We start from the raw sequence: 14,594 nt of genomic DNA, 5'->3' as shown, positions 1-14,594 counted from the left end.
TTGACCCTAAGGTTGTTGGGTCCCTAAAATTATCGGTAGTTGTGTTTTCATCAAGATCAGCGCCGCCTGACCAGATAGGCCTGTTTGTTCCAATATAATGTCCATTACCGTCATATTCCAGACAAATGCCTTTGCTCGGCGAAATCCATTTTCCAGGCATCGAATCTCGAACACATACTGGAGGTTGAAAAACCTTTAAATTCGACAAAGCATTTTGTATCGCCGTTTTGTCATTTGTAAGCGGCAAAACCAGCATTGGCTCACGAGATCCGCCCAAGCTTTGACTGGTCATCGTTACGATCCCAACTCGGTCCGCTGGAAAAGTTAATAAGTCAACGAAGTCCATGGCATCGGACTTTACTGTCTTCCAAAGGCTGGCAGGTATACGATGCATTACAGGCAGCAGGATCGTCGGTTATCGTAGTTGGGTCGCCATCCGTGGCATACGCCATTGCCAAAGTCGTATCAATCACAAGCATAATATCGCGCGGCATGGGGTTAACTCCAGCCGGGGATGCAGTGATGTTTGCCTTAGATTCTACCGACAAAACCGTCGGCATGAATGTCCCGGCGCGAGCTTGATCTACATTCGTTAGAATCAATACAGCCAAACACAAAGCCGACACCAGACGCATATTTATTTTTTTTACAAACATGGAAATCTCCTTATTAGTTTCCTACCCATTGGTCAAGGGACATTTCAAGTACGAAAAGCCTGAAACTGTTACAAAAGCCATGGTATTAGACAAAATTTACCTTCTTGCAGGCTTCAAAACAGGCTTCAAAATCAAATTACACCTAAATTTAGCAGATTCCCAAAAAATTGACCAGTGAGTTTAGTCATCTGTCTGGATGAATCGAAAAAAGCTCACAGAATCAAAAAAGCTCCAGGGTTTTATAAACCTGGAGCCTATTTCACTTTGCCCAATTCCTATGGCTTCTCCAAGCCATGCGCGGTCAACAAGTCTTCATTTTCCAAAATTTCCATCGTCAAACCATCCGCCACAACCAAGCCTTCATCCATCACGATCGTGCGCGGAAATAATTCCTGCACCAATTTCATATCGTGCGTGGAGACCAGCATAGTGATGGGCAGTTCGCGCAGCAGGTTGATCAAGGTCCGCCGTGCACGCGGGTCCAGCCCGGCAGATGGCTCATCCAAAATCAACAAACTCGGATTCATGGATAGCACCGTGGCAATCGCGATACGCTTCTTCTCCCCCACACTCAAATGATGCGAAAGTCTGTCCTTATAGGAAGACATTCGCACAGCTTCAAGCGCCATATCCACACGGGCACGAACTTCCGCTTCAGGCAGGCCCATGTGCAGCGGACCAAACGCCACATCCTCGAACACCGTCGGCGAAAAAAGTTGGTCGTCAGGGTTCTGGAACACGAGTCCCACCATTGCGCGGATGGCAGGCAAATTGTCACGGGTGAGGCGCTGACCGCGGACTTCGACCTCGCCATGCCCATCCAAAATCCCGTTCAGGTGCAGCATCAATGTGGACTTCCCCGCACCGTTCGGCCCCACCAAAGCCACCTTATCACCGCTGCATAATCTCAGTGAAACACCATGCAGGGCGGAATGTCCATCGGGATATGAAAAATGAAGATCACGAACCTGTAAAACATCGCCCTCACAATCGGGCGTGGAAAACTTTTGTGTTTGATGAATGATTGGCATTAGAGCCTTCCAATAATTTGCATGACAAAGATAAGCACAATCGCAAAAGCCGTGACAAGATAATCACTGGATTTCATTTCGTGCGGATTCAAAGTATAAAGGTGACCCACATATCCTCGGGAAAGCATCGCGTTATAGATTCGGTCACTGCGTTCATAACTCCGTAAAAATAGTTGACCTGCCATATTGCCCGCGACTTTAGCCCGCCACAAAACGCTTCCACCCGACCTTTGGCCAGACGCCGCCGCCGAACGAGATTCTCTTGCCCGAAGCAGACGATAAACCTCATCCACCAGAACGAACAAGTAACGATACAAAAATGCGATGATCGTGGTGAGGATGGCAGGCACGCGCAAATGCTCCAACGCGTGGATCAGATCCGGGAAGCGTGTGACCGCCACGAGCATGATCGCCATCTGCACCGAAAGCCATGAGCGGATGAGAATACTGACGAAACGCAGCAGGCCTGCATCTGTGATCGTGAAATCCCACATCAAAAAGCGGAACGAAGCAACAGGATTCCCGGGAATGGAAAACAATACGGTGATCGCCACAAGCGCAAAAGGCAGAGCAACGAATGAACGCTTGAACGTATAAATGAGTCCCAAATTCGAGAGCAAATTTACGCCAAGCAGGAAAACCCAGGCAAGCACAAAAGCAAGCCAGGCTCCATCGGGAAGCAAAGCATTGGAGACAATGAAAACAACGGTCACGATCGTCTTGACGCGCGGGTCAAGGCGATGAATGAAGCTTTCCTTATCATGATAACGGTCAAAGGCATCTGCGTGCATGGTTTCTATTTATAGCATGGAAAACGCGAAGAATTCGATTATGGAAGGTCAATTGGCACGCTTTTGTTGGAGCGAACGCCCAACCAGAAAAGCTACAGCCAGAACAACGAGAACGCCAACCGCTCCCGCCGCGATCGTGGAAATGGAAGTCTCACCAAGAAATGGAATGGCATAATCAGGAATGAGCTCAAATGGTGCAGACTGACTGTTGTTAATAAAGCCGATATTGATGGCTACACGCTCAAGGCCATCGGGATCGGCCGATGCGAAAGGCGAAATCAAGACAACGGCTAATGTGATCAATATTCCAGCGACCACCCAACCGCGACTCCCCTGTGCCGAAGCGGATTTTTCATCCAGCAAATCGGGGCGGGTGCGAAAAATAAACCCCAAGGCGGCAACAGTCACAGCAGCCTCGCCAAGGCCGATCAAAGCGTGGACGCTCAACATGGCTGGAATAACAAGACGTAAATCAGAAGTGCCGCTCAACCATAATTGAAGCGAGGTCGCCAATGCGCCAGCCATCACAGAAAGCCACGCGGCAATGCCTGCAACCACAAGTTGGGTCTTTCGACTCTTACCCAGCACACTTCGATAAAGACCATATCCTACTCCTGCGGTGAGCAGGCCCATGTTCAGGATGTTCGCGCCCATCGCGAGAAGGCCGCCATCCTGAAACAGGAGTCCCTGCACGGTAATGACCGCGGTCATTACCAATACACCTGCCCAGGGACCAAGGGTAATTGCCGCTAAAGCGCCACCAAGCAAATGGCCCGATGTGCCACCTAAAACAGGATAGTTGATCATTTGAGCCGCAAAAATGAAAGCCGCCATCACACCCATCAGCGGGACTTGTCTTTCGCCAAGAGATTTATTCGTTTTTGAAATTGCAATACCAAGGGTGATTACTGTAATGACCCAACAAATGATCGAGACCGCAACATTAAGAAAACCATCGGGGATGTGCAAAGGAGCGGGAGAGTAAAGCATGTTATTTTCCTTTCTGACATTCAGGGCAAAGGCCAAAAAACGTAATGTGGCTATCGGTCAATTTATAACCGCTGGTCGATTCAAGTTTCTGATAAAGAGTCTTCAATAAAGTGTGTTCGACCTCCATTTCATCTCCACAAACTCGGCATACGATGTGATGATGCTCATGCTGCGCGATCTCGTAAACGAGATGACCTTTTGATCTCTGAGCAGGCCGCGCCAATCCGTTTTCGGCAAGGAATTCAAGCGTGCGATATACCGTAGTTTCAGTCAGCCCAGGCAATTCCTTTTTGACAGTTTCATAGATTTCAGTTGGAGAAAGATGCGCACCTGCGTGATGAAGTGTATGTAGAATGGCAAGGCGTTGCGGGGTCATACGATATCCACGGGCGCGGAGTTGGGGGGTGTACAGTTCGGCACAGGTCATAGGCATCCTTATTGCAACTTATTGCAATAATATATTGTATAGAGGGGCGCGGGGCTGGGTTTCTTACTTTCCATAAAAACGTTCACTCCCCTTTCTTCTTTACGGAGAGGAAGAAAGGGGAATGAAGAAGGAATATTTCTATAAGCGCCTGCTATGGTTCCCAAACATAATGGACCAGCGCCGCAAGATAAGTCTCGCCAGCGACATGATCCATGCCGACTGACCAGGTTTGCCAATCCATTTTCCCAAATTCTTCTGTGCCGGGGAAGTAGACGGAATAAAAATCCAAATCGGGATAAGGCCATTCGGGGAAATACGTTGCTCCGCCTATTTGCAACTGGCCACATACGACCAGGGAAGCGGGCGTGAATACCTGTTGAAGTGTCGGTAGAACGATCTCTTGAAATGAACCAATGGTTGGTTCGCCGCTGCCAAAAGAGAGTCCCCAGTCGGCTTCGAAGGTAGTTTCAAAAACGAACTTCGCATGTTCCACATCGTAATTAATGACCTTCCCATCGCGGTAATATCGAACGTCCACGCCGTGGGTTGGGGAAATGAGCGAGGCAAATAAAGCGCCGTTTTTGGAGGTAAAAGCCTGGATTAGGGATTCGATCAAGTGATATCCACCAATGTCGGCGCAAAAATCGTAGGGCTGGGTCGGCGCTTCAACATCACTCAGCGTAAACGTAGGCGTGGGAGACTGTGCCAGTGTGGGAATGGGAGTAAATGTTGCAGGGAGAGTCAATGCCAGTTGAGGCGTGGCAGTTATCAGCGGGGTGGGAGGCGGGGGTTCATCCACAGGAATCGTGCAGGCTGTAAGTATCAAAAGAAACAAGGCAGGCATTATCTTTTTGAGATTCATTTGACTTCCTTTCAGCAATAAAAAAACTGGCGGGAGTTCCGCCAGTTGATTGTACTCTTTATGCGTTTGCATCCTCGGCCATTTTTTTAGCGATGCGCTTGACAACCTCTGCCACACCGCCGATCGGATTCTTGAGCGTTTCGAAGGCCACGTCCACAATATCGGGAGTCATGCGTTTCAGGTTTCGGAAACGCCGAGTAAGAAAACCTTCGTCAGGGTTGGGCTTTTCCAACTCGGCCTGAACTTCCTGCAACTCGGCTTTGATATCTTCCTTTTGGGCGGATGTGATCTCGATGTTCTGATCCACCACATCTTCCAGCGTTTTGAATAACGGCGCAACGTTTACGCTTTGGTTGCTGATCGTGTTTCCATCGCCGATCACAATACTGCTCCCCATCATATTTCCGCCGATGACAATGCTGTTGTCTCCGGCGACCAAACCATCTTTTTTATTTTTCTTAGTCATGCTTCCTCCAAAGGCTTATTATAAATCTTTCGGAGCGATGACAACACGGAAACCGAGGTCATCGTTGAACATTAATGGGATGGACCAGTTGCAAAATGACGAACGCGCAAACCACTGATAACCGATCCACGAACCGCCGCGCACGACACGATATTTTTTATCCTCGTCGTACCAGGAGGAAGTCCATTCCCAAACATTTCCGCTCATATCCCAAACACCGCCAGGGCTTACGCCAGCTGGGAAAGTGCAAACAGCGGTGGTGCCCCCGAGACCCGAACCTTTTGTATCGCTATCCCAGGTATTGGCGGCGGTTTTATCAAAGCCTTCGCCCCAAGGATATTCGCGCCCGTCCTCGCTTCGTGAGGCAAATTCCCATTCGCCATCACGCGGCAGGCGAATTGTGTAACCTTCGGGAACAGCTACGATCTTCTTCGCAAGCCAATTGCAGTATGCCTCCGCCTCGAACCAGCACACCCCCACAACAGGCACGATCGGATTGCTCAACTCGATGTTATGCCAATAATATGGAATGTTCCGTTTTGCGAGCGGACGATGTTCAAGCCAATCATGCGCAACCGCTTCAAGCGTGCGCGCATCAAATTTTCCAGTGCGCCACTCCCAGCCATTGTGACTCCAATATTCCTGCGTGTGATATCCGTCTTCCTTGACGAAGCGCGCGAACTGGATATTGGTAATGGGATACTTCCCGATGAAATAATTGTACGGGACTTCTTTCGCTTCCTTCTTAATCCCGGCCTGATACTCGCCCGCAGAGATTTCTGCAAACCGATCAAGGTCACCGGGCCGCCATCCCAACCTGCCCAGCAAGAGGCCTGCATGTCTCCTCAAGTCGGGGCGGATGGAACCATCCTGCAGGGTATCGATCAATGCCTGAATGACATATTCCTTGTTTTGCGGAGATACGCCGCCCGGCCAGGTATCCAACACGGCATCGCCAGCCAAAACCACTGCTTCACCGGGAGGACCGGGCTGGTTATTGACAAGCGCCTCAACCACTTCACCCGCAACCTTGGGCAATTGTTGTCGAATCCCAAGATAGCCGATGGTGAGCAAAGTCACTTCTCGCCAAGCCTGCTCCCCAACATGCGCAGATAACACTTCGATAATGGGCGCTGGGTTGCCCTGTCCCAATAATGCAAGGGCCACCGCCGCAAGGTATTCTTCGAATGTTAGATGGATAAATCCATATTCACCGGGTCCACGCTCAAGCAGAAGTGCGGCATGTTCGCGCACATCGATCAGGAACTGGCGCGCCGCCTGATGAGGTGAAACATCACCGCGTTCCAGAAAGAGTTCTTCCAGTTTGCGGCGCATGTCTTCGCGCCCCACCAAGCCGACGCCGGGGCTGACTTCATGCATCCACAACGCCAGCGGAGCCAGAATTCGGACGGTCTGTAATTCATCGATATCACGGCCGGGAGCACGTCCGCTTAAACTACGGGCGCGATTCCAGGTTGAAAGAAGTGTGTTGACGTATTGGTCGTACAGTTGAACGCGGCGTTCGGGCAGTGAAACGCCCTGTCGCTTCATCAATGCCAGAATGGTGAGCAGCAAAGGCGTGGACGCCAGTTGCCTGACCCCAGGATTCTGCTGGATGGCATCGAGCAGTTCCCGGCGGTCTGTTTCCGCATCTGCGCGGGCGACTGCGGTGTTTCCCTGCGCCTGCTTCTCGAGAGCGGTTGTCCAATATTTGACGAATTCCTCGATCTCATCTTCTTCAAAATCGACAATGGTACATTCGACAAGGTCTTCTGCTGAAGGGCGTACCGAGCGATAGCCAACCACACGGCTGGTCAATACGAATTTATTTCCCTCACGGCGATGGAAGGCAAAGAAATCCACGACGCGCTCCACAACCGTATTGCGCAGGCTGATATCACGCACCTCGTCGAGACCGTCCAAAAGAATGAGGGCACGGCCAGCTTTTAGGGCTTCCTTTAACATTGGGCCTACTGGCAGGTCTGCACCGATACCTTCGAAGTATTCCGCAATGAAATCATCAAGGCGAATGTCGCGGGAGGTAATGGCATTGGCAAATGCAGCCAACGGCAAAATGATGGGAAGGTAATCATTCAGGCCGATCTTCTTCCCCTCTCCGCGCGCAAGGCGTAATGCCAGATATTTTACAAAAGTAGTTTTGCCAGCGCCGGGATCGCCAAGGACAATGACCCCGGAGTGTTTTTGCAGAACCTTCAACAGTGGCACAGGTTCGCCGAGATTGAACATCTCTTGTTCTTCAGTGGCAATATCGCGCCCGGCAAGGCTGATATCGCGCTTCCAGGTTTCGCCCTCGGGCAATTCCAAACGGGCCTTGAGCGGCACATACAGGTCGAGTAGTTTGAGTCGAAGCGGAACGCGATCAGAGACCCCCATCCCTTTCAGGCTGAGGTAATAATGACGGTCTGTTAGATAGGCAAGATAGGCTGCTGTCGCTTCACGTAATTTTTCGGCTGGCAGGGCAGGTTTGAGGTCACGCCAGAAACGGTCTGCAAGAACGATTGTTTCCCCGTGGATAATGGCGCTGTCGGTTACCGATCCCCCAACGGCAATACTTTGGTCACCCGCTTGAATTTCCTGCTCCGGTCTTGATAACTTGGTTGTTTTTTTGGAGGGTTGCTTCTTTTCGGTCATTGCCGCCTCGTTGATTTATCGCTTGCTCAAAATCAAGTAAACATTTCGTGGAAAATTACGAGGAAAACTCGAACTTTCTGTTTACCAAATTATGCGATACTCAGTAAAATTCAGTATACAGTAATTCAAAAGATTTCTGCTTTACCAAATTGAAAGGTGACCCGCTTTATTGACATTTTTACTGTTCTGCATATAATCAGCCAAAATATACAAGGCGTTGACGAGGAAAAGTACGCGTGTACGACGGTTCAGAGAGCAGGCCAAGACCCGGTGAAAGGCCTGCCCGAGACGACACAGCCGAATGGCCCTCCGAGCCGCAAAGGTGAAAATAAGACTGTTCAAGTATCTTTTGCCGGAGTGCTCCCGTTATAGAGCTAGGGCCTGGTTCTCTGATCCGCGCCTGAAAGAGTGAGGCTGGCTTCCCGTTGCATCATGCGGGATTTTTTGTAAGATAATGCCATTATGTCAGCCTAAGTTGGGTGGCACCACGGATGCGAAACCATACAGCGTTCGTCCCATTTGGGATGAACGCTGTATTTTTTTAATTCGACCAAAGGAGAGAAAAATGAACGCACCGACCGAGCTGGAAGAGCAAAACACGCACATGCAGGAACGCGCCATTGAAACACTCACAGACGACTCACTGCCCGCCGCACAGGTAATTGAAGAGCAGAACAAGGAAAAGGAAGCCGAGCAAAATTACACGCCGCGCTTCATACCCTAATTCATTTTTTGGAGGAACCATGGAAAATAACACCCGCTTTCTTTTGAACGAATCTGACCTGCCGAAGTTCTGGTACAACATTGCAGCCGACAGCCCGGTCCCGCCGACCCCGGTGTTGCATCCTGGCACGATGGAACCTGTCACCCCGGACTTTTTGTCTGTGCTTTTCCCCATGGACTTGATCATGCAGGAGATTAGCACCGAACGATACATCGAGATCCCCGAAGAAGTGCGCGAAGTTTACAAGCTCTATCGTCCTACCCCGCTCCTGCGCGCCCGCAGACTGGAAAAGGCGCTCGACACCCCCGCCCACATTTACTATAAATATGAAGGCGTCTCCCCTTCTGGAAGCCATAAGCCAAATACCGCCATTGCACAGGCTTATTACAACAAGATCGCTGGCACCAAAGCGCTGACCACCGAAACCGGCGCAGGCCAGTGGGGTTCCTCACTAGCCTTTGCCTGTAGCGTCTTCGACATGGAACTTGAAATTTACATGGTGAAGGTTTCCTATCACCAGAAACCTTATCGCCGCAATCTGATGGAAGTATACGGTGCCACCGTCTACGCCAGCCCCACAGACCGAACCAACTATGGCCGCTCGGTCCTCGCAGAAAACGCGGACAATCAAGGCTCACTCGGCATCGCCATTTCAGAAGCGGTGGAAGCTGCCGCCACCTCCAATGGCGCGAAGAAGTACAGCCTGGGGTCGGTGCTCAACCATGTGCTGCTGCATCAGACCGTGATTGGCGAAGAAGCGTTGAAGCAGATGGATCTGGCGAATGAATATCCTGATGTAGTCATTGGTTGTGCTGGCGGCGGATCGAACTTCGCAGGCATCGCCTTCCCCTTCCTGCGTGAAAACCTCAAGAACGGAAAACGCGCCCGCCTCGTCGCTGTGGAACCAACAGCCACCCCATCCCTGACCAAGGGTGTATACACCTTCGATTACGGCGATACCGCGAAGATGGCGCCCATTGTCAAGATGCATACACTGGGTCATGATTTCATGCCACCCGGCATTCACGCAGGCGGACTTCGCTATCACGGAATGGCGCCCAGCGTCAGCGCACTGGTCGATGCCGGTCACATCGACGCTGTAGCCGTCAAGCAAAGAGAGACTTTTGAAGCTGCCATCCAATTTGCGAATGCAGAAGGAATCGTACCCGCGCCTGAATCCGCACATGCCATCCGTGCTGCGATCAACGAAGCAATGGATGCAAAAGCCAAAGGCGAAAAACGTGTCATCCTCTTCAACCTTTCCGGCAACGGAAACTTTGACATGGCCGCTTACGAAAACTACCTTAACGGGAAACTCGAAGATTTCGAGTATCCTGCCGAGGCGGTGCAGGAAGCGATGAAGAAGCTTCCGCAAGTGTCGTTTTAACTAATCCAAATCGCATAGCTCAGAAAAAAAAAGACCCCGACTTGATATCAAGTCGGGGTCTTTATTATCCATAAATCCTAACTGCTTTGAACAGGTTCTCCGAATGCGATCACCACAATGTGTTGATTAAGAAATTTTGGCGTTGCATCATCCGCTGAAACGATCTGCCCCAGTGTATAACCGCCAGCCACTGGAACATTTGCGCCGAGAATATCGCGCACCGCTTCGATCTCCGCACCAGGGTTTGCCTTCAACAACATCTGCCAGGCGATATCCACCAGCACGAGCGCAAACACAGGTTTCGCATCGCCGAGTTTCAACAAGGCTTGTTGAGCCGCATCACGCGCTGCACGCTCACATGCGGCACGGCTTCCCACCAGTAAATACGCATCAATCCCATCACGAATGGTGGCATTCATGCGAAAACTTCCATCTGCTTCAACGCGAATGGGAGCCCGCGCAACCAGATCATCACCCAACTCTATGCCAAGCGGATATAAACGCGCAAGATAACTTAAAGGCGGAAAAGCCCAATCACGTGCGGGATAACCGAAAAGCGCGGCATAGGCTTCAGAAGCCGGTCTGCCATCCAACGTGCGCAGCCAGAAACCGCGCGAACGCGTAACACGGAATTGCTTTCCCACCTGGTCCCAGCCATGATCGTACCCCACGCCGATCTTTATTTCACCGCGCAAGAACGCCGCCACCATACCGCCAGTGCCGGTTTGTGTGCCCGTCATTTGATAAGTATTACCTGTGTTGATATCGCCGCTTGAAAGCGCGCCAAGCACACTCATGCCAGATGGGATCGCGCCGCAGAATTGCTCCGCATCTCCATTGAAACCATCTGCAAATACCAAAAGGGATTGACGCTCTTCACGCGCCGCGGCATGATCAGCAACTTTGGCAGCAGTTTCCCTGCCAGATTGCGCATACCCTGGAAGCCACATCGCATCTGCTTGAAAATCGCCGCTCAAAAGAGCCACCACAACTGAATGTTGAAAATGACCTTCATTGGTAAGACCGGCAGGCGAACTAAACCCGATCATGGGAAGCTCACCCAATAAACTGGTTACACCATTTAATACTTCACGCGCCTGATATTGATGAGAAGCGATCACCATGGCAAAGACCGGCGAATTCGCGCCCAGATGATTCAAGGCCTGATGCGCCGCCTGCAAGCCAGCTTCGCGCCCATCCAACGCCTGGGCAGATCCTACGGATGCAAACAATGCCATAACGCCTCGCTATTCTTCCGCAACCGGGATCGTGAAATGGAAGATCGTACCTTTACGGTATTCACTCTCGAACCAGATCTTGCCGCCCTGCATTTCAACCAAACTCTTTGTAATATTCAAGCCCAGACCTGTCCCCGGCGCTTCGCGGGCTTTGGGGTCATCCGAGCGGAAGAATTTCTGGAACATCTTTTGTTGATCTTCAATGGTCATACCAATGCCATTGTCCTTGACCCAAAAATGGACCACACGTACTGCGCCTTCCGGGTCCCAATGATTCGTGGTCTCTTCCACGCCAATCTGAATGGCACCGCCCTCGGGTGTGTATTTGTAGGCATTGCTGACCAAATTCACCAGCACCTGACTGACACGGATACGATCCGCCCACATGAGAGAGATCTTTTCAGGCAGGGCGGTTTCGAGGGTTTGTTTCTTATCTTCAATCTGGCGCTTGAGAGAGCGTGATACTTCATCCACAAGGTCTGGCGCGTTGGTGGCTTTATATTCCAAACGCAGACGACCAGCCTCGATCTTGGAATTGTCATTAAGATCCGAAACCAGTGTGGACATACGCTCCACATTCGAACGGATGGTATGCAGGAAGTTCGTCTGCATTTCGTTGATCTGACCCACCGCCCCGCCCGCGATCAACTCGGTATAGCCTTTAATAGAGGTCATCGGGTTCTTAAGTTCATGCGCCACGAAGGACACGAAGTCGCTCTTGGCTGTATTGGCACGCTGAACTTCGCCAAACAATTGCGCATTTGAAATGGCGATGGCGGCATGATCGGTGAGACGGGTAAGAAAGCCGATATCCACCTGCGAATCGCTGGTGCTCTCCAAATGGAGCAGACCAATGACTGTCGTTTCGCGGCGGATCGGGATGATCATTTGGGTATGCGCGTTGGCAAGCAATTTCTCATTCGAAGTCGTAACAGACTGGCTTTGCGGCTGTCCATTTTCGATGGAGAGAGTCATGGCGGGTATTTCGATTTTCATGGTCTGGTCTGGCAGGTTCGCCATACGATCATCCAAACCCTGATGTGCCATGACGCGCAATTTTCCTTCTTCCAGCATACCGATCAAACCCGCCTCTGCATCAGACTGGCGTAGCGCCCATTCCAATGTGATACGCATGGCACGGTCCATTTCAAGGCTGGCGTTCAATTCGCGGTCAATGCGCTGCATGACCGAAAGTTCTTCCACGCGAGCCGCGAGTTCCTGATCAGTGAGTGTATAAAGACGCGCATTTTCGATGGCAACCGCCGCCTGACCTGCAAATGCCGTCAACAGGTCCTGGTCACCGGAAACAAACGGAAGACCATCGCGGCGGTTGATCACTTCAACGACGCCAATCACACGGTCTTTGACTTGTAGCGGAACAGCCATCAATGAGCGGCTTACAAATCCTGTTTGCTGATCCACTCCTTTAAATCTTGAGGCAGAGCGGTGCTCCTCATTTTCGATCACTGGGCCGCGCGATTGCACTGCACGCCCAACGATTCCTGTACCGGGCGGCAAACGCTGACCGATCAGGTTCGCGGCCACAGGCCCTACAGTTACCTTGAAAACCAATTCCTTGGTCTGCTCGTCCACGAGGAACAAACTGCCCGCTTCACAATTCAAAATGCCCACGGCATTTTCGAGGATGTTCTGAAGCAAAGGGCTCAACTCAAGCGTTGATGTCAACTGGCGGTTGATCTCATTCAACGTGGAAAGCTGATGCGCGCGCTGCTGCGTTTCTTCAAGCAGGCGGGCTTTTACGATCGCGCCTGCTGTCTGATCTGCAATAGCTTGCAAAAGTTCGAGCTGGCCACGCGTATAAGCCGTAGCACCATCTCGGCTGCCGATACTAAGCGCACCGATCGATTTTGCGCCTGCATTGAGCGGAACGCCCATCCACGCAAAGACGTTTTCCAAAATTGGGGTGAGGCTGCGAGCCTGACACTCGTGGATGTAATCCTGTGTCATGATCTGGCGACTCTTCGAGATCACTTCGGGGCTTAGGCCTGCGTTGACCGGAAATGGCAGGTTCTCACGGTCAGGGATGCGCTCATTATTTTCCACACAGAAGCCGTAGTAGTAATAGTCGCTGGGTTCGTTATACAAGGTGATATGAAAATGCGAGGTGGGAATGATCTGCGCAGTTTGGGCGTAGATCAATTCGAGCACATCGTCAAAGGTCAGGGTCACATTGACACCCTGCGAAACGCGGGTCAATGCATTCATTTCCTGAATCTGACGTTCGAGATGGGCAACGGTCTGCATACGCTCGATCGCAACGGATGCCTGATCGCAGATATTTTCAAGGAATCTCAGGTCGCGCGGAGTATATGGCTGACCAGACAAACGCGGTCCCAGCGCGAGCCAACCGTTGATACGTTTCTTGCCCGGTAGAACAACAAACAAGCGAGCGCCGAGCAAAGCCAGACGCGATTGTTCCGATTGCAGCGCCGGGGGCAATGCTGCAGCAGTGTCCAAATACAAAGGCAGGTGTTCATTTTCAAAATAACGTACGAATGGACTTGTCGTCGTAAAACGGATATCGCTTGTCGGACGGCGGTCTTCGCCGGGGAGGGCAGAGAAAAAGTCGTTGAGAGAATCGTATGTGTAGATGTGGATCCTGCTCGGGGTCAGGGTTGAAGCGATTTGTTCGCGCAGGATCGTGCTGATCGAATTGAGGTCCAATGCAGTGGTGAGGCTGTGAGAGAAAGTCTCAAGTTTTTCCGCCAGAGCACGCTCGCCACGGAAAAACGTATTATCTACGATCGTTTGCAGGCGCACACGGAAAGGCTCGAGCAGGAGCGCAAGCAACAACATAGACCCACCCACAAGATAGGGGTTGTTGGTAAGCACATCGGTGCTGGTATTAATTAATAGGCCGATGCCCGTTACGATTAATGCATATCCGCCCATGACAAAGGCTGTCAGAAAGAAATACATCAACCCGCGCCGCACAAAATCATCGGTCCGCAGGAAGCGGAAGCGCAAAATGGTATAGCCAATGGTCAAGGGGAAAAAAGCAAGCGGCAGGAACAGGTAAGGCGAAAAATTAAGCGGCCGAATCGCTCCCAAACCCAACCAGATCCCTACAGGGACAAACGCAAGCAATGTACCCAAAAGAATGGCGCGCGATTGTGTCTTCACAACCGGAGATTGGGCAAAGAATGCCTGATAGAGATTTGTGCCAATGTAAAAGATAATGCCTAATGCGATAAAAGCGTAGATATATTGCCAGCTTGGAATATATGCAGTGGGCTGATCAAAATTGAACAACGTCGTGAAATTGATTAAAGCCAGCACAATCCCAATGACAATGCCCACCCAGCGCAGGTATGGACGGTTAATCACCGCACGCGGTTCAAGCGGGAAG

Annotated in this window: 12 protein-coding genes and 1 other annotated feature; of the genes, 2 read left to right on the top strand and 10 right to left on the bottom strand. The window is 51.1% G+C overall.

The window, feature by feature from the left end; genetic code table 11:
• Positions 1-332 precede the first annotated feature (332 nt).
• The 8 genes from IPI86_RS24570 to IPI86_RS24535 all read right to left on the bottom strand — a co-directional run bounded on the left by IPI86_RS24570 (position 333) and on the right by IPI86_RS24535 (position 7,875).
• Positions 333-656 carry a hypothetical protein gene (locus IPI86_RS24570; protein WP_345300678.1) on the bottom strand — a complete coding sequence of 108 codons (324 nt, stop codon included), beginning with the start codon at positions 654-656 and terminating at the stop codon, positions 333-335.
• Between the two features lie 275 nt (positions 657-931).
• Complete coding sequence (locus IPI86_RS24565) at positions 932-1,687, bottom strand: ABC transporter ATP-binding protein (protein WP_345300677.1); 756 nt, start codon at positions 1,685-1,687, stop codon at positions 932-934.
• On the bottom strand, positions 1,687-2,478 hold the full coding sequence (cbiQ, locus tag IPI86_RS24560; RefSeq protein WP_345300676.1) for a cobalt ECF transporter T component CbiQ: 792 nt from the start codon (positions 2,476-2,478) through the stop codon (positions 1,687-1,689). Before cbiQ ends, IPI86_RS24565 begins: the two co-directional genes overlap by 1 nt.
• Positions 2,479-2,526: 48 nt before the next feature.
• Positions 2,527-3,468 (bottom strand): energy-coupling factor ABC transporter permease, encoded by a 942-nt coding sequence (locus IPI86_RS24555; protein ID WP_345300675.1) that lies wholly within the window; start codon positions 3,466-3,468, stop codon positions 2,527-2,529.
• Between the two features lies 1 nt (position 3,469).
• Positions 3,470-3,895: a Fur family transcriptional regulator gene (locus tag IPI86_RS24550; RefSeq protein WP_345300674.1), complete on the bottom strand. Its 426-nt coding sequence runs from the start codon at positions 3,893-3,895 to the stop codon at positions 3,470-3,472.
• A 151-nt stretch (positions 3,896-4,046) separates the two neighbouring features.
• Entirely contained in the window at positions 4,047-4,757 is a 711-nt protein-coding gene (locus IPI86_RS24545; protein WP_345300673.1) for a hypothetical protein, read from the bottom strand.
• Between the two features lie 58 nt (positions 4,758-4,815).
• Complete coding sequence (locus IPI86_RS24540) at positions 4,816-5,223, bottom strand: hypothetical protein (RefSeq protein ID WP_345300672.1); 408 nt, start codon at positions 5,221-5,223, stop codon at positions 4,816-4,818.
• Positions 5,224-5,241: 18 nt separating this feature from the next.
• The gene (locus tag IPI86_RS24535) at positions 5,242-7,875 is read right to left on the bottom strand and encodes an SUMF1/EgtB/PvdO family nonheme iron enzyme (protein WP_345300671.1); all 2,634 of its coding nucleotides are present in this window, start codon (positions 7,873-7,875) and stop codon (positions 5,242-5,244) included.
• Positions 7,876-8,083: 208 nt separating this feature from the next.
• Positions 8,084-8,396 (top strand) — a binding site (T-box leader).
• 44 nt (positions 8,397-8,440) lie between these two features.
• Between IPI86_RS24535 and IPI86_RS24530 the strand changes: the two genes are divergently transcribed.
• Together IPI86_RS24530 and IPI86_RS24525 are read left to right on the top strand one after the other, a co-directional pair.
• On the top strand, positions 8,441-8,599 hold the full coding sequence (locus IPI86_RS24530; protein WP_345300670.1) for a hypothetical protein: 159 nt from the start codon (positions 8,441-8,443) through the stop codon (positions 8,597-8,599).
• 19 nt (positions 8,600-8,618) lie between these two features.
• Positions 8,619-9,986, top strand: coding sequence for a TrpB-like pyridoxal phosphate-dependent enzyme (locus IPI86_RS24525; protein ID WP_345300669.1), 1,368 nt, complete (start codon positions 8,619-8,621; stop codon positions 9,984-9,986).
• A gap of 77 nt (positions 9,987-10,063) precedes the next feature.
• Here IPI86_RS24525 and IPI86_RS24520 read toward each other — a convergent pair whose 3' ends face one another.
• Together IPI86_RS24520 and IPI86_RS24515 are read right to left on the bottom strand one after the other, a co-directional pair.
• On the bottom strand, positions 10,064-11,224 hold the full coding sequence (locus IPI86_RS24520; protein WP_345300668.1) for an FIST N-terminal domain-containing protein: 1,161 nt from the start codon (positions 11,222-11,224) through the stop codon (positions 10,064-10,066).
• A gap of 9 nt (positions 11,225-11,233) precedes the next feature.
• Positions 11,234-14,572 carry a GAF domain-containing protein gene (locus IPI86_RS24515; RefSeq protein WP_345300667.1) on the bottom strand — a complete coding sequence of 1,113 codons (3,339 nt, stop codon included), beginning with the start codon at positions 14,570-14,572 and terminating at the stop codon, positions 11,234-11,236.
• Positions 14,573-14,594: the final 22 nt, after the last annotated feature.

The organism is Candidatus Villigracilis affinis (assembly GCF_016705895.1).
GTDB classification, from domain to species: Bacteria; Chloroflexota; Anaerolineae; order Anaerolineales; family Villigracilaceae; genus Villigracilis; species Villigracilis affinis.
The sequence above is the reverse complement of the archived record's forward strand: the minus strand, read 5'-3'. Positions and strand labels throughout refer to the sequence as shown.